Source organism: Elusimicrobia bacterium HGW-Elusimicrobia-1, assembly GCA_002841695.1.
Taxonomy (GTDB): domain Bacteria; phylum Elusimicrobiota; class Endomicrobiia; order PHAN01; family PHAN01; genus PHAN01.
The window spans coordinates 12,990-29,310 of record PHAN01000015.1 but is presented as its reverse complement, the minus strand read 5'-3'; the positions used below and the strand labels follow the sequence as shown (position 1 = coordinate 29,310).

The window sequence follows — 16,321 nt, the reverse complement described above, 5'->3', positions numbered from 1 at the left end:
GATCAAAAAAATTAAGAACCCCGCCTTATGAAACCCCGCGGTAAATCTGTCTACCGAATATACAAGACGCTTCTGGCGGCTTACGGCTGGCAGGGGTGGTGGCCGGTTACTCCGCCGCGGGGAATTTTTCCCGGGTACAAAACACTCGTCCGACTTTCGTCAAAGCAGTCGCTTGAAGTCGCCATAGGCGCGATATTGACTCAGAACACTTCCTGGACGAACGTCGAAAGGGCCGTAGTTAATCTGAACCGCGCCGGTTTTTTTCGCCGGCCTTTTGATTTCTCCGTCGGGCGCATCAGGACTATGATACGTCCCGCCGGGCACTACAATCAAAAAGCCGCCTATGTGCGTAATTTTCTGGGTGCGATAAAAAAGTATTTCGGGGGGAAGACGGAGAATATGTCTAAAATCTCCGTCGCGGAATTAAGGGAACGCCTTCTGGAAATAAACGGAATAGGACGCGAGACGGCCGATTCTATAATTCTTTACGCCGCGCGAAAGCCGGTATTCGTCGTCGACGCATACACTTTAAGAATCGCCTCCCGCGCCGGGCTCATCGCCGGAAAGACCGACTACGAGATGGCGCGGCATTTCTTTGAATTGCATCTGCCGCGTTCAGCGAAAATATTCGCGGAGTATCACGCGCTCCTCGTGCGTCACGCCAAGGAATATTGCGGGAAAAATAATCCCGCCTGCAAGGCGGGATGTCCGCTCCTTGTCGGAGGGCTGTGCTCGTGGAACGGGTGGGTGGGGTAGGAGCTCGACGGTTTTTGTGACCCAAACTCCCGATTGTTCAGTCCGCTATAATTTCACATAAACCTTGACAATGTTATTTTTAATTTGCTACACTCGCGGTGCGGGGTGGGGTTATTATCTAAGGGGGGAACTTATGCCTAAAAAATCTAAAACAAACTATCAATTTGTAACAAACAAAGAATTCAATGAAACAAAGAGGGAGTTCATTGGGAAATTTGAAAGCATTGAAAAGAATATGGCCACCAAAGATGACATCAAGAATATGGCTACCAAAGATGACATCAAGAATATGGCTACCAAAGATGACATAGCGCGGCTTGCAAAAGAAATTATTAGGCACACTGAGGATATAGAATATATAAAAAGAACGATGGCCAAAAATGAGGACATTCAGCGAATTATCACTACCCTTGACGTTTTAATAGCTAAAACCGATGAACACGAACGAAAGGCGATGGTGAATACATACCGTATACAAGAAGTGGAATCAAAAGTGGATGGCCACGAAAAGCGCATAAGCGCATTGGAATCTCAGCCGCCTACAAGAACTTAATTTTCCTCAATTAACCTCCTAATCCCCTGATTTCTTAATTTCTATACTTTTAAGATGCGCTCCCTCTTTCTTAAGGAGGGAGATTTTTTTTCTCGGACCGCCGAGCGCTGAATAGCCGCCTGTTTTTCCGTCGGCGCGGACGACTCTGTGACAGGGTATCGCCGGCGCAAAAGGATTGGCGGCCAATGCCTGCCCGACGGCCCTCGCCGCCCTCGGATTGCCTATGGCTGCGGCTATCTGAGAATATGTGGCTGTTTTGCCCGCCGGTATTTTGGCGCAAGCAAGCCAAACCTTTTGACGGAACTCCGAATAGTTTTTTATTTGCGACGGTGCCGCCGCTCCGCGCGGGCGTTTTTTTGTAGTTTTCACGGTCCGGGGTTTATTGCGTCTCTTAATTTTCTGTGGTAAGTTACGGCGAACCTGTGGGCTTCGTCGCGCGCGCGTCTGATTATGGAGAATGCCGTGTCGTCGTCGGCGGCGACAAAACTTTCTTCTTTGCCCCAAACGAATATCTCGTCAATGCCTGCGCCCTTCGCTATCGAAATCAAGTCCAATTTTCCCGCCGCCCCGCTCGCTTTTACGGCCTCCGCCGCGGCCGACAGCTGCCCCTTCCCTCCGTCGACAACAAACAAGTCGGGCATCTCGCCGGACGATTCGCGCGTCAGGCCGGCGAGCCGCCGCGCGACGACTTCTTTTATCATTGCGCAATCGTTTTGCGAACCCGCGATGTCGGGATTTTTTATTTTGTAGCGTCTGTAAAGATTTTTGGCCGGTTCGCCCAGGTCGAACCTGACCACGCTTCCTACGGCATGCGCCGCGCCGGTGTTTGAAATGTCGGCGCAGTCGATTTTGGACGGGAAATTTTTTAGTCCAAGACGTTTCCGGAGTTCTTCGAGATTTTCCGTGGTCGAATTAATATTTTCGTACACTTTTTCGTCTATCTCGCGGAATCTCACAGCCGCCGACATTCCCTCCAGTGTCAGCAGCATATCTCTTGCCGCAGCCGCCTTTTCATATTCCCTCGACGCCGAATGTTTTTTTATTTCCGCCTCGAGCGTTTCGCGGAAATTTTTTAGTCCTTTCGCTAAAAATCTCGCCGCTTTCTTCGCCGATTTTATATAGTCGCCGCCGTTTACCGAGCCGATACAAGGCGCCGGACATTTGGATGCTTGGAGGTAAAAACAATTTCTTTTTTCTTGTTCGCCCGATGGAATTTTACGGCACATTTTGAGACCGAAAGATTCGTTCAGGCGAATGGCCAGACGTCTTAAACCGGGAGTTTCCGGATAAGGTCCGAAGAAAACGTCGCGGGGATGTTTTACCGTTGATTTGGCCCTCCACACGCCGGCGGAGGGGAATTTATCCGAGAAAGATATTTTGATGAACGGATATGTTTTGTCGTCGCGCAGAAGCACATTGTAGAAGGGACGGAGTTTTTTTATGAGCTTGTCCTCGAGTATCAGCGCCTCGCGTTCGGACGCGCAGACGATGTAGTCCACCAGCGAGATTCTCGAGAGCAAGACGTTTATTTTGGTATCTTTCGGGCGGGATGAAAAATATGAAGCGACGCGTTTTTTAAGATTTTTCGCCTTGCCTATGTAAATGACCCTCCCCGAAGGGTCTTTCATAAGGTATACGCCGGGTTTACCGGGGATGAGTTCGGGATTTTTTATCAAGGGCGCGCTCCGGCAGTTATTGACTTGCGCGTATGGCGGTTACCGGCCCGAATTGACGCGGCCGGTAACGCGGTTTATTTTGTCGGTTATAATTAGTACGAGGTCGTCAAGTTCTTCCATTCCGAGGGCTTTTGCCGCTGCTGCGTAGGCCGCCGTTCCGACGGCTATGGCCGCGAAGGCATATATCGAGCCGTTAACCGCGCCCGGCACAACCAGAAAGACGCAGTAAGACGCCAGACACATCGCGGCGGCGGCGACGGCGGTTTTGCCCAGCGTGCGCGCAATTTTGCGGGCGCCCAGCGGCCCGATTTGTCTGCGCAGAATTATGAATAGCCAGAAAGCGTTGAAGGCCGACGATATGGCGGTGGCCATTGCCAATCCGCCGACGGCAAATCGCTGCATCAGCAAAATATTCAGCGCGGCGTTGATGGTCATGGAAAATGCGGCCACTTTTACGGGCACGGCGGTTTCCTTTCGGGCGTAAAAAGCCGAAGCGAATATTTTTACCGCGGAATACGCGGGCAGTCCGAAGGCGTAAAAAGCCAGCGCCGAATAAGTCATAAGCGAAGCCCCCGCGTCGAACCTGCCGCGTTCAAAAAGCAGTTTTATAATAGGTAATCCGAAGACCATAAGTCCCACGGTCGACGGCACTATGGCGAAAAACATCATTCTCAGAGAATAATTCAGTGTTTCTTTGAGCGCTTGCGGGTTTCCGTCGGCGGCGGCTTTCGACATCGCCGGCAGCGCGGCTGTCGAAAGGGCAATGGCGAATATCGCAAGCGGCAGCTGCATCAGGCGGTTTGAATAATACAAAGCCGTGACCGATCCCAGCGGCAGAAACGAAGCGCACATCGTGTCCACGAAAGAATTGACCTGGTCTACGGATATGCCGATTGTGGCCGGAGCCATAAGCGCGGCTATCTTTTTTACACCCGGATGTCCGAACGAAAAACACGGGCGGAATTTCACGCCGAGTTTAATAATCGCGGGGATTTGATAGGCGAGTTGACCCGCGCCTCCTATAATCACGCTTATGGCAAGTCCTTTTATCTGGTTATCCGGCGACAACAAAGGCGCCAGCGCGAGTATGAAACCAATTTCCGACACGCTCAACGCCGCGGGAGCGACCGCCGGAGCGAAAAATATGCCATAGGTGTTCAGGTATCCCGCCGCCAGCGCGGCCATAGACACAAAAAACACGAAGGGGAACATCAGCCGCGTCAGCGCGATGGTCAGATTGAGTTTTTCCGGAGATTCGGCGAATCCGTAAGCTATGAGCGATACCAATTCCCGCGCGAAAATTACTCCGGCCGCCGTCACGGCTCCCAGTATAATTACCAGAAGAGTAAAAAGAATTGTCAGGAGTTTTTGTGCTTCCTCGTCTCCGCTTTCGGCCCGCACTGCGCTCAAAACCGGAATGACGGCCGCGGAAACCGATCCCTCTCCCAGAAGACGTCTTATAAGATTAGGAATGCGATAGGCCGCGTAAAAGGCGTCGGCGAACACGCCGGCTCCAAAGAACTGAGCCACCAGCATATCGCGCAGATAGCCGAGTATTCTGGATACGACGGTGCCGGCCGAAACTTTGGCCGCCGCTCCTGTGAGTTCTTTCATATTGACAATTCCGGATTAAAAAGGTAAAATGACCTCTTGCAAAAAGAAAATTCGCAATAGGGAGCATACAATGGCAAAAATCAAGAAAACAGGAAGACACACGTCGGCGCTCAGAGAGGACAGAAGATCGTCCCGCCGCGAACGCGTAAACAACCGCTGGCGTCTTTCCATTAAATCAACCGCAAAAAAAATCAAGGCCGCCGTCGCAAAAAAAGACGCCGCTTCGGCCAAGGAACTTCTGCGCGAGGTGTTCACGCTTCTTGACCGCGCCGCAAAAAAGAAAGTAATCCATCCCAATAAGGCCGACAGAAGCAAGTCGCGCCTGGCCAAACTCATTAACCGCTCGGCTGTCTGAACATCCGCCGGGCATCAACAGCAACCGACCCGCGATATTTATCGCAGGTAATCCGCCACGAGAACCGTTATGGCGGATTTTTTTTCCTCGTTCGTTCCGGCTCTCTTCAGTTTCAGATTGCACGCGGCCGTCATATCAAGCGCGTCGCCCGCGCGAGCCGTCGAGTGGGCGGAGATGTTTGAGAAAAAATCGGCGTCGAAATAAGAATTGAGAAACAATAATCTCGATATTTCCGAAGACGTCATCCCTCCGGCAGAAAGCGTTTTGCCTCTGTAAATCCTCAGCACGGTCTTATAAAACCGGTCCAGCACAATCAACGGCTCTTCTGGGCCGTCGAGCAAACGGCTCAATGTTTTAAGCGCCGCCCGGCGGTCTTTTCTTTCGACGGCGTTGGCAAATTCGAATATCCCGCCAGCGTTCATGGAGAATATCTGCCCTGCCGCGTCGGCCGCGGTGATTTTTCCTGAGGTCTTGCCCAGCGACATCGCGCATTTTTCAATTTCCTGCGCCAGCGAGCCCATATCCTGCCCCGCTTCGCGCGCCAGAAAGTCGGCCGCGTCCTGCGAAAGTTCTTTGCCCAGAGCCCGCGCCTCGTTTTGCGCCCATGCCGCCAGCGCGCGTCCTCTCGGTGCTTTTTCCTCCGAAACTTTGGAGGCGGCCATTATTTTTTTTGCGCCGACCGGCGCCGAGGCGGAAGATTTTATCCTCTCGCGCCACAAAAACACAATGTCGATGCCCTCCGGCGCGGGGATGATTTTGGCGGCGAGTTCGTCGAGGTCTTTTTTGGACGCTTCATCCAGGCGGTCTATGAAAACCGTTTTTTGCGAAGCGAAAAGAGACAGGTTAAGCGACTGGTCGGCGATGGCCGCCGCCGGCGCGTCGCCGGCGCAGAAGAATTCGCATTCGCGCCTGTCCGCCCTGGCTTTGGCCAGCAGATCTTTTTTCCGTCGGTCTATCAGATAGTCGTCTTCGCCGTGCACAAAAAATATCATCGGGGAATTTTTTTCTCGGATGCGCCGCTGACCGCTCCGAATCCTACGACGGTCCGGCGGATTATGTTGCGGGACATACTCTCCCAAATCAGTTCGCGGGCCTGGTCCTCGCTAATTCCGCCGGGCTGCGTGGATGCCATATATATCTGCACGCCCTCGAAATTCGGCTCCTGCCAAAGTGTGACATTATTGATTTTATCGACGAACCAGACGTCGGCGATTATCCAGAGTTTATAGCTGGTGGGTATCAGGTTTGCGTCGTAACTAAGCGGGCTCAGTATATATTTTTTTATGTTTCCCGCCAGGTATCCCTGCGCCTTGCCCATGCCCGTGAGCGTGAACCGTCCGTCGCGTATCAACTCGTCGGTAAGTTTAAGTGTCAGCTTGTCTTCAAGTCCGTAAAACGGTGTCTCATTGCGAAAGGGCGAAATCGCAACGTCCGTTATGTAGTAGGGCATACGCTGAGGAAGGGGCTCATAGACGCCGCATCCGCCGGCGGCCATTGCCGCCGCCAGAATAATTCCTCCGACAAAATTTTTTCTCATAAGATTACTCCTTACGGTTAACGCGCAAAAAACTGAGCGGCTATTTACCGTCTGTGACAATGTTGACTATCTTTCCGGGGACGTAAATGAATTTTTTTATATTGACGCCGGACAGATGCCTGGCGCAGGCCTCGTCGGCTTTTATCTTTTGAAGCGTTTTGTCCGGGGAATCTTCCGTCGACGCCAAACGCACACGGCCTCTGAGGCGTCCGTTAATCTGCACCGGTATGTCGACTTCGTCGTCGGAAAGCAGTTTTTCATCGACCGTCGGCCAGATCGCGCCGTCATCGTTTTTCGCAAGTATATCGTCAAGGGCTTCGCGGCAGAAGTGCGGTGCGAACGGAGACAGAATAATAAGCAGGGATTCAAGCGCGCCTCGCCATGCCTTGTCGCCGGCGGCCGGATAGGCGGTCATAGCGTTTAGAAGTTCCATCATCGACGACACGGCGGTGTTGAACTGTTTTTCGACATCAATGTCGCGCGACACTTTGGCTATCGTGCGGGCGGTTATTTTTTTGAGGCACAGGGCTTGCTCGTCGAGGTCGTCGGCGGGGTCCGTATGTAGGGACAGGTCGCGACCTGTCCCTACGGCCGCGGACGCGGCGGTATTTATTTGCATCGGCCCCTGTTTATATTTTTCGACGAGGCGGTATATACGGTTTAAGAAACGCCAAACGCCTTCCAGTCCGGAATCCGACCAGTCGAGACGGTGCTCCGGAGGCGCCGCGAACATTATAAAAAGACGCAACGCGTCGGCGCCGTATTTTTGGATGATTTCGTCCGGCTCGACGATATTACCCCTGGATTTCGACATTGTTTCCCCCGCGAGCGTCACCATCCCCTGCGTCAGAAGGCGAAGGAACGGCTCGTCGGACGACACCAAGCCCATATCACGCATAAATTTATGCCAGAAGCGCGAATATATAAGATGCATACAGGCGTGCTCAATGCCGCCCACGTACTGGTCTACCGGCAGCAGCCGCGCCGCGGCGGATTTTGTAAACGGCTCCGCGGCGTTTTTAGGGTCGCAATATCTGGCGTAGTACCACGAAGAATCCACGAAAGTGTCCATGGTATCCGTTTCACGTTTCGCGGGTCCGCCGCATCCGGGACATTTGACGTCGGTAAAACTCTTGTGCGAAGCCAGCGGCGATTCGCCCGATCCCGTTATGGCCGCGTCGTCGGGCAGTTTTACGGGCAAGTCCTCTTCTCTTACGCCTTTTATGCCGCATTCCGGGCAATAGACCACGGGAATGGGCGTTCCCCAATACCGCTGTCTGGATATGAGCCAGTCCTTGAGTCGCCAGTGGACAACGGCCTTGGCCAGATTTTTCTTGCCCAGTTCCTCGGTTATAAGACGGGCGCACTCGACGTTATCCGCGCCGTCGTATTTGCCGGAGTTTATCATTGCGCCCTCGGCTTCGTATGCGGCGTCGAGAGTTTCGGGCAGGGGTTTGTCTTTGGGTTTTATCACGGGGATGATTTGAAGGGCGAATTTTTTAGCGAAGTCAAAATCCCTCTGGTCATGCGCGGGCACGCACATTATTGCGCCCGTGCCGTAGTCCATGGTGACGTAGTCGGAAATCCACACGGGCAGTTTTTTTCCGTTTGCGGGGTTTACGGCGTACAAGCCGGAAAAAACGCCCGTTTTTCCCGTAGTCGCCGACTGTTCGCGGGTCGTTGTCCGCGTGTGGGTCGAGATATATTCCGCGATATCTTTATTCGTCCCGGCTATTTTGGCGGACAGCGGATGCGCGGGCGCTATTACCATAAATGTGGCGCCGAAGAGCGTGTCGGGGCGCGTGGTAAAAATCCTTAACGCCTCGCCTGTTGCCTCCACGGTAAAATCCACTTCCGCGCCTTCCGACCGGCCCAGCCAGTTCTTTTGCATCGCAAGCACTTCGTCGGGCCAGTTCTTTTCAAGAAGCCGGTGTCCTTCGAGTAATTCCCCGGCGTAATCGGTTATTCTTATGAACCACTGTTCGAGTTCTTTTGTTTCCACGACGGAAGAACATCGCCAGCATTCGCCGGACACGACCTGTTCGTTCGCCAGCACGGTGGCGCATTTCGGGCACCAGTTCACGGCGGATTTTTTTCTGTACGCGAGTCCGCGCTCGAGCATTTTGAGGAAAAACCACTGGTTCCATCTGTAATATTCGCTTCTTGATGTGGCCAGTTCGGAATTCCAGTCGTAGGAAATTCCCAGACGGGACAGCTGCGATTTCATATGCCCGATATTGGATTCCGTCCATTTGCCGGGAGGTATCTTATTTTTTATGGCGGCGTTTTCCGCGGGCAGTCCGAACGAGTCCCATCCGATTGGGTGAAAAACTTCGTAACCTTTGAGACGGAAATAACGCGCGAAGACGTCGCCTATGACATAATTTCTGACGTGTCCTATATGGATGCGGCCGGAAGGATAGGGAAACATCACGAGTATGTAATATTTGGGTTTTTTCGACGCGGGGTTAAAGGCGAACGCTTTTTTGTCGCGCCAGATTTTTTGGTGTTTGGGCTCGATGTCCGCGGGGTTGTACATGTTTTACTTTTTGATTATGTCCTCGTAAAGTTTTTTTGTCTGCGCGGCGATAGCCGGCCAGCCGAATTTTTCTTCTACGCGAAGGCGTCCCGCTTCGCCGAATTCGCGGGCCGTCGCCTTGTCTTTAAGCAGACGGTTGACTTTTTCGGCCAGTTCTTTCGGCCGTCCGGGTTCTATGAAAAAGCCCGTTTTGCCGTCGACGACTATCTCCTTTATGCCGCCCACGCGGGAGGCCACCACCGGGACTTTGCAGGCCATCGCTTCCAGATTTATTATTCCGAACGGCTCGTACACCGACGGACACACAAAGACCGACGCGCCCGAGTAAATCTCCACGCAGTCGTCCTCGTCTATCATCTCGTTGATGAAGATTATGTTCGGCTTGCTTTTGGCTCGCGCCTCTATTTCGGCCAGATATTCTTTGGTGTCGGCGCCCGCCGTGCAAATGACGATTTTTGCCGAAGGGTCTATCATATCCGCCGCGTCTATGAGAACGTCGATGCCTTTTTGCTTGGTGGTTCTGCCGAAAAAGAGAGCGTATTTATCGGGGAGCCCGTATTTTTTCTGTGCGTTGCGTTCCTTTCGCGGCCGCCATTTATTCAGATCTACGCCGTTATGAACGACGCGCACACGCGACGGCTTTACGCGCGGAAAGAGTTTGAGAATATCTTCCTTCATCTCTTGCGAAACGGCTATCACGGCGTCGGCCGACTCCACCGCGAGTTTTTCCACCCACAGCGATATGTCGTAGCCGCGGCCTATCTGGTCGGTCTTCCACGGCCTTAGCGGCTCCAGCGAGTGACAGGTTACGACTAGCGGAATTTTATAGAGAGTTTTTATGAGATAGCCCGCGAACGACGAATACCAAGTGTGGGTATGCACCACGTCGGAAGTCACGGGTTCGTCGGCGATGGCCAGATCCCCTGAGAGCGTGGATAGCACCGACGAATGCAGGCCGGTTTTTGATTTTTTTAAGATGTCCCACTCGGGGAAGCCGCGCGCGGCGAGTGTTTTCTCGACGGAGTTCTGGTCGCCGAAGGCGCGGACTTCGACGTCCATTATCTTTGAAAGCTCCTGCGCGAGATATTTGACGTGCACTCCTGCGCCGCCGTAGACGTAAGGCGGATATTCCTTTGTGATAAATGTGACTTTCATTCTACCATCCTTTTTGAGCAAGAGCCGGCAAAAAATACATTTGGTATACCTTTGCGACACGCAAGCGACGAGCGACGAAGTCGCAGCTCAAAAACAGCCGGCGCATCCGGTGTTCCATTATTTATGCGTAACTCGATAATCAATCCCCCGAGATGAAATCCGTCATTTTCCATACGCCGCTTTTCTTGCGAAATGACACCCTGTAATCAATCGGGCTTCTGATGTATTTATTTGACACATAACCTTCTTCACCCTCATGGGTTTTAACTTTCAGCCAACCCGTTTTTCCCTTAATCCGCCAGTAATCATACTTTCCATTTTTATCGTCGGCGAAAGCGACTATATCATAACAAAGTTTTTTTATTACGGGGCTGACGACTGAAGATGCCGCGCGCAAAAAAACATTACTGCCGATACATACCACAGATTCAAACGCATCAACATCCTTGGGAAATTTCGCAAATGCATATGGCGCAGCAAAAGATCCATCGCCCTCAAAAACCCCGCCCATTTTAAGGATGCTTTCCATCTCTTCCCATATTAACGACTTCCCGGGGGTTTTATCCAGATTCCATTCTTTAACAAAATAATCTATGCCCGTATTCGGAGATCCAAAACTAAATGAAATATTTTCGTCGGTATGCTTCAACAAAAATTTCAAATCTTTCCGTCGGCACGCCTGTATAAGTTCATCCCGGAAAGTTTGGAAATCAGGATTGTTCCGTCCTTCATCAACAGGATATATTCTTCTTGTGCAAGCGCGAACTGCGGATTTTTCTTGACAATAAAGATAATCATCGCACACCAATAATAATGGCGGCACAAGAAGTACAGCCGCTAAAATAACAACCCGGCAAATTCCTTTCCCCATCATCCCCCCCCTTACTTGTTTTTACAAGGATTAGTTATGTGTATATGCGGGCCGGTTTTATATTTACTATCCTTGACATACTCATTAATACACAGCCCAACCCATTTTTTTACAAACTTCTTCTATATGAAAGCTGTCTGAAGGCGATATTTCTTTACCACCTTTATAAACCTTAAAGTCCACCGCATCACCCTCTTTATGGGCAGGGTTTTGGTGATTGCCGGTAGTAGTTGAGGTTATGCGTGCTTTATATCCCTGACTTTCAAGAACTAATTCAAGGTTAAGAAACTTCTCTAATGTGCCTTTTCGCATCTTATGACTCTTATAGACAACCAATCCGCGCAATTCATCTATAAATTTTTCATAAATACTAAATAGTTCGTCAACTTTTTTTTGCAATCAGCAGTAATTTTATGCAGTGGCATGCTTTAATTCTCTTTCAATGTCCCGGCGTGGCGGCGTTGGCGTGCGCGATGGATCTGAAACCTTCGCGCTTTGCAGACCGGTTTATGGCCTCGGTATAAGTTTCGTCGAAGGTTTCGCCGGCGTATGTGCGGGGCGCTATGTGTTCGGAGTAAAATCCCGACAGTTCCCTTCGCGCGTAAGGGTCGTTGCGCTCCAGAACTTTTTTTCTGAGTTCAAAAAATATTACGGCGTGTTCTCGCGCGGTTTTTTCAGATTCCGCGGCCGCTGAATTTTTCGCGGGTTTGATTTTTTTGCCGACGGATTTGCCGCCCGTCGTGGTCGGAGTTATCCTGAATATCGCCGCGGGGTTTTTATACGGGTCCAGCCGCACGTAATTTTCCCTGTCGCGCCATATGTATTTTCGACCGGAGAGCAGATCTTCGGCGATGTAATCCTCGTCCGTGGATATGCCGAAATCTTCAAGCGGCACCGTAACGCGCGAATCCTGCGATTGGTGCGGGTCGAGATTGACCGCCGCGAAAATCCGGTTTTTACCGTCGGGAGATACCTTATAGTAGGCGATTATATGGTCGTTTGTCGAATTGGCGAAGCGCAGGTTGTCGTATTGCCGGAGCGCCGGATTCAGGCGGCGTATCTTATTGAGGAGTTTGATGTAATCTTTGATATTGCCGGGCGCGTCCCAGTCGCGCGGCTTGTATTCGTATTTTTCCGAGCGCCAGTAATCTTCTTTGCCGTTGACGGCCTCGTTTTCGCAGAGTTCGTATCCGTTGTACATTCCGTAACATGAAGACAGCGTTGTCGCAAGCGCTATCCTGGACATAAACGCCTGCCGTCCGCCGGTTTGCAGTATCGTCGGAAGAATGTCGGGAGTGTTCACGAAAAGGTTCATCCTCAGAAAATTTTTGAGGTGGCTTTGAGTCAGTTTGAGCATATATTCGATGAGCTCGTTTTTGCCGTTGCGCCAGGTGAAATATCCGTACGACTGCGAAAATCCCACGGCGGCGAGTTCCTCGAGTTTTTCGTAATTCGTAAAGGCCTCCGAGAGAAAAACCGCGTCCGGCTCTTTCTTTTTTACTTCGGCTATGGCCCACTGCCAGAACTCGGCGGGTTTTGTGTGGGGGTTGTCTATCCGGAACAGTTTTACGCCTTGCTCCGCCCAGAATTCGAATATGCTTTTCATCTCATCCCACATCTCCTTGCGTCCTTCGGCGGGATAGAAGTTGAGGGGATAAACGTCTTCGTATTTTTTAGGCGGATTTTCCGCGCATTTGATGGTTCCGTCGGCTTCGTGATAAAACCATTCCGGATGCTCTTTTACGTATGGGTGGTCGGGTGAACACTGAAGGCCGATGTCCAGAGCCACGGCCAGACCTTTTTTTGCGGCGACTTCCACCAGCGCCCGAAAATCGTCGATGGTGCCCAGGTCGGGGTGCACCGATTTGTGTCCGCCGGCTTCCGAGCCGATGGCCCAGCAGCTGCCCGGATCTCCGGGCCCGGCTGTCAGCGAGTTATTTATTCCTTTTCTTTTTGTAAATCCTATCGGATGAATCGGCGCCATATAGAGAACGTCGAATCCAAGGTCTTTTATGTAGTCGAGACGCTTTATGACGTCGCGGAAAGTGCCGGAGCGTCCGGCGATGTCGCCCTGCGAGCGTGGGAATATCTCGTACCACGCCGAGAAGCGCGCCAGGGACTGCTCGACCATCACGCGAAGTTTTCTGCCGTAAGGCGCCGACGCCCCCGATTTTGTTGTCGCTTCCACGGTATAGTCGTAATAGCCGGTCGCCTCAAAGACCGTCGCGCCGCGCCATTTGCCGTTGGAGCAAAGGGACATCGGGATTTTTTGCCAGGATGATGCTCCGGCGGGCTTCACCTTCAGAAGCGCTTCCGCTGCGAGCGGGTCGGCAAAGGCCGTGACCTCGAAATTCTGTCCGACTTCGGTTTTAACGGGGCATTCGCCGCCGGAGATTTGGGGCCATACCGATACTACAAGTGATTTTTTTGGAGGCATGATTTTCTCGCTATTCCGCACGCCGTCGCGACCTGCGGCGGGGATTTTTTTATTTACTCGTATTCATTCGGCTTCTCTTAAAAACTTCGCGGCTTCTTCGGGGGCGGTGGGGTTGATGTAAAAAAATGGTATCACTCCACCGCATATATAACAAATTCTTCGAATCTTTTCCCAAGTTTATCTTTTTTTATTTCGCGCCGGACATAAAATCTGATTTTACTGCCCGCTTGCGCGAGGTGGAAACGATTCTCGACGTCAATACGCGGTTTTAATACGGCGACCGCCATAACCTTATCGTTTTTTGCTATATGTAAATACGTTCCCTCGGTGCTAGCGTTTCTTTGAGCCATTGACTTTGCCAGTTTCTTGCTTATCTTTCCCGTTTTTAGCAGGTTTTCTTCGGTAAGCGAATACGCCTCCGTAACAAGAACATAATCTATCTTCAAGCGATTGTCGATTTCCGGCGTCGGATTACCCGATGAAATACCATCGGAAACCGTTTTTGCGATTTCGTCGGCGAACAATTCGTACTTTCCATAAATGTGCTTATGCACGGTGACCTTCCCCCGTCTTATGTACCAGTCAAAAGTTTAAAGTCCGACGACAATTGTTCTTTGAAATCAGCCGGCGTCATGCAAGCGGCGGCGGCATAATATTTTTCGGTGAACTCGTCCGGCGTGAGCCGGCCCAGCGACGTATGCGGCCTGAAAGAGTTGTACATATCGCGCCAATCCCGACAGATTCGCCTGGCCTCATCCAGCGTGACGAACCAGTTTTCGTTGAGGCATTCTTCGCGGAAACGGCCGTGAAAACTTTCGGCGAAAGCGTTTTGCGTGGGCTTACCCGGTTCGATGAAAACAGGGTCAACGTTATGTTTGTCTGCCCAGTTGAAAAGCGCCTTGGACGTAAATTCCGGGCCGTTGTCGGAGCGAAGCGCCTTGGGATATGCGCCTTCGCGGGCCGCGGCTTCTTCAAGCGCACGCGCGACGCGAACACCCGAGATTGAAGTGTCTATTTCCATGGCAAGACAACGCTTGTTAAACTCGTCGATAAGCGTGAATATTTTGAGCCGCCGTCCGTCCTGGAGCCGATCCATTATGAAATCCATAGCCCAGAGTTCGTTGGGTTGAGTCGGCGCGGGCATATTTTTTCTTAAATCCGACGGCAGATGCCGTTTTCTTTTACGTCTTTTTATCCCGAGGTTTTCTTCTTTGTAAATCCGTTCCGTGCGCTTGTGATTAACGACGTAACCCTCGCGGCGGAGAACATAATGAAGCATCGGGCAGCCCCAGCGTTTGTGTTTGTCGGCAAGTTCTTTGAGACGTCTTCGCAATGCTTCGTCGTTCCGCGCGCCGAGGGGCTTGTAATACAGCGTGGAACGATTAAGTCCGACGAGCGAAGCCGCTTTTCTTTGACTTAGCGGCCCAAAGTGTTTAGCGTGACGCGCGGCTTCTTTTTTGGCTTTGGGCCTTAGAATTTTTTTGAGAGCAGTTCCTTTAAGACGCGGATGTCGAGCGCCTCTTCGGCGACGAGTTGCTTGAGCCGCCGGTTTTCGTCTTCGAGTTCTTTGAGTCGCTTGGCCTCGGAGACATTCATGCCGCCGAACTTCGCTTTCCACTTGTAAAGCGTCGTTTCGCTTATGCCGTAGTGCCGGCATAATTCCTTGCGGTCGCGTCCGGCTTCGGCCTCTTTGAGTATCCCGATGATCTGTTCGGTTGGGTAACGTCCGATGCGCATAATTCGGCCTCCTTGCGCTTTTTATACCTCTTTCGGACTTAACTTTCAACCGGTCCAGTTTTCGGGGGGAAGGTCAACGGCGCTATCCAACATTAGGACAAATCGGATGAAAAAATATGCCGCCAACAATAATGCAGTTTTTTTAATGACGCTGCCCTGAAAAAATCTTATCACTTTGTTTGTGCTTTTTTTAAACTCCATGTAAATTCCAACGGTCCCGCCGGATAGTATGGCGGCTAATAAAGCGAGATTAAAGGTTGTGTTGGTAAAATAGTCCGTTAAAAATGGATATTTAAATACTGTCAGCGCTATAATTCCGGCCGCAAAAGATCCGAAAAACAATCCAGCCATGAAAGATAGAATAATATTTAAAGCCGTCTCAAGTCGCTTCATTTCAAAGTTATCAGTTTGTCCTTGTTTTTTAAGACCTCTTCCGCATAAGCATCATCGCCCGAGATGCCATTCTCTTTTAGGCGATTGCCGATGTCGCGGCCAACTTTATTATTGAAGTAGTCCATTTCGATAGAACCCTTTTTGTCAGAGTTTAATTCATGGTTTGTAGGTCATAAAAAACTCACCAACTTTCTCAATAACATCGTTCCATGCCCGATAGCACGCTCCCTTAATTCTCGCATGACTATCATGATGCGGCAATCCGTGGTGGCTGTCGCTATCCCCATAAAACTTCCTATCTTCCTTCAGTACTTTATTATTAAACACTTGAACAATCATCGAACTCTTGTATCTAAAATCACTTCCATCTTCCGAAAAATGCAGTTCACCCAACTTAAACACTATCACGATACCATCGCCTGTGGCTTGCTCCAATTCTTTTGGCTGATAAAATATCCCGTCCATCATATCTTTGATAGATTTTGAAAGTGGTTTCCCGATCACCACCGTAGTCTTTTCCACGACGGTGTCACGCTTTGCTTGAAGTTGATGAATATCAGGATGTATGTAATAACTGACCTTCGTCGGATTTCTGATAAGCACAGATGGCCTATGTTCTACAGGGCTCATTGTCAATGTAGTGGCACAGCCAGAGAAAACAAGCAACGAAAACAACATAAAAACTTTATACATGCTAC

At 50.9% G+C, this 16,321-nt stretch carries 16 protein-coding genes and 1 pseudogene; 3 read left to right on the top strand and 14 right to left on the bottom strand.

Annotated elements, in window-relative coordinates:
• Positions 1-27: 27 nt before the first annotated feature.
• Together CVU77_07620 and CVU77_07615 are read left to right on the top strand one after the other, a co-directional pair.
• Positions 28-756 carry an endonuclease gene (locus tag CVU77_07620; GenBank protein PKN00972.1) on the top strand — a complete coding sequence of 243 codons (729 nt, stop codon included), beginning with the start codon at positions 28-30 and terminating at the stop codon, positions 754-756.
• A 133-nt stretch (positions 757-889) separates the two neighbouring features.
• Positions 890-1,309 carry a hypothetical protein gene (locus CVU77_07615; protein PKN00971.1) on the top strand — a complete coding sequence of 140 codons (420 nt, stop codon included), beginning with the start codon at positions 890-892 and terminating at the stop codon, positions 1,307-1,309.
• An 18-nt stretch (positions 1,310-1,327) separates the two neighbouring features.
• On the opposite strand, the gene CVU77_07610 is transcribed toward CVU77_07615, so the two are convergent.
• The 3 genes from CVU77_07610 to mviN are packed head-to-tail and all read right to left on the bottom strand — an operon-like array spanning position 1,328 to position 4,599.
• The gene (locus CVU77_07610; GenBank protein ID PKN00977.1) at positions 1,328-1,630 is read right to left on the bottom strand and encodes a 6-O-methylguanine DNA methyltransferase; all 303 of its coding nucleotides are present in this window, start codon (positions 1,628-1,630) and stop codon (positions 1,328-1,330) included.
• A 44-nt stretch (positions 1,631-1,674) separates the two neighbouring features.
• Positions 1,675-2,985, bottom strand: coding sequence for a hypothetical protein (locus CVU77_07605; protein ID PKN00970.1), 1,311 nt, complete (start codon positions 2,983-2,985; stop codon positions 1,675-1,677).
• Between the two features lie 39 nt (positions 2,986-3,024).
• The gene (gene mviN / locus CVU77_07600; GenBank protein ID PKN00969.1) at positions 3,025-4,599 is read right to left on the bottom strand and encodes a murein biosynthesis integral membrane protein MurJ; all 1,575 of its coding nucleotides are present in this window, start codon (positions 4,597-4,599) and stop codon (positions 3,025-3,027) included.
• Between the two features lie 28 nt (positions 4,600-4,627).
• Between mviN and rpsT the strand changes: the two genes are divergently transcribed.
• A complete protein-coding gene (rpsT, locus tag CVU77_07595; GenBank protein PKN00968.1) occupies positions 4,628-4,954 on the top strand; it encodes a 30S ribosomal protein S20 in 327 nt (108 codons plus the stop codon).
• Between the two features lie 38 nt (positions 4,955-4,992).
• Here the strand turns inward: rpsT and holA are convergent, their stop codons facing one another.
• From holA to CVU77_07540, 11 genes and pseudogenes are all read right to left on the bottom strand, one after another.
• Complete coding sequence (holA, locus tag CVU77_07590; protein PKN00967.1) at positions 4,993-5,946, bottom strand: DNA polymerase III subunit delta; 954 nt, start codon at positions 5,944-5,946, stop codon at positions 4,993-4,995.
• Positions 5,943-6,491: a hypothetical protein gene (locus CVU77_07585; GenBank protein PKN00966.1), complete on the bottom strand. Its 549-nt coding sequence runs from the start codon at positions 6,489-6,491 to the stop codon at positions 5,943-5,945. Before CVU77_07585 ends, holA begins: the two co-directional genes overlap by 4 nt.
• Positions 6,492-6,531: 40 nt before the next feature.
• Positions 6,532-9,030 carry a leucine--tRNA ligase gene (locus CVU77_07580; GenBank protein ID PKN00965.1) on the bottom strand — a complete coding sequence of 833 codons (2,499 nt, stop codon included), beginning with the start codon at positions 9,028-9,030 and terminating at the stop codon, positions 6,532-6,534.
• Between the two features lie 3 nt (positions 9,031-9,033).
• A complete protein-coding gene (locus CVU77_07575; GenBank protein ID PKN00964.1) occupies positions 9,034-10,185 on the bottom strand; it encodes a glycogen synthase in 1,152 nt (383 codons plus the stop codon).
• A gap of 139 nt (positions 10,186-10,324) precedes the next feature.
• Positions 10,325-10,846 (bottom strand): hypothetical protein, encoded by a 522-nt coding sequence (locus tag CVU77_07570; GenBank protein ID PKN00963.1) that lies wholly within the window; start codon positions 10,844-10,846, stop codon positions 10,325-10,327.
• A gap of 294 nt (positions 10,847-11,140) precedes the next feature.
• Complete coding sequence (locus CVU77_07565) at positions 11,141-11,368, bottom strand: hypothetical protein (protein ID PKN00962.1); 228 nt, start codon at positions 11,366-11,368, stop codon at positions 11,141-11,143.
• 127 nt (positions 11,369-11,495) lie between these two features.
• Positions 11,496-13,493, bottom strand: coding sequence for a hypothetical protein (locus CVU77_07560; GenBank protein PKN00961.1), 1,998 nt, complete (start codon positions 13,491-13,493; stop codon positions 11,496-11,498).
• A gap of 131 nt (positions 13,494-13,624) precedes the next feature.
• Positions 13,625-14,047 carry a hypothetical protein gene (locus CVU77_07555; GenBank protein ID PKN00960.1) on the bottom strand — a complete coding sequence of 141 codons (423 nt, stop codon included), beginning with the start codon at positions 14,045-14,047 and terminating at the stop codon, positions 13,625-13,627.
• 110 nt (positions 14,048-14,157) lie between these two features.
• Positions 14,158-15,230: pseudogene (locus tag CVU77_07550) on the bottom strand (IS3 family transposase).
• Between the two features lie 45 nt (positions 15,231-15,275).
• Complete coding sequence (locus CVU77_07545; GenBank protein PKN00959.1) at positions 15,276-15,623, bottom strand: hypothetical protein; 348 nt, start codon at positions 15,621-15,623, stop codon at positions 15,276-15,278.
• A 156-nt stretch (positions 15,624-15,779) separates the two neighbouring features.
• Positions 15,780-16,316 carry a hypothetical protein gene (locus CVU77_07540; protein PKN00958.1) on the bottom strand — a complete coding sequence of 179 codons (537 nt, stop codon included), beginning with the start codon at positions 16,314-16,316 and terminating at the stop codon, positions 15,780-15,782.
• Positions 16,317-16,321 lie beyond the last annotated feature (5 nt).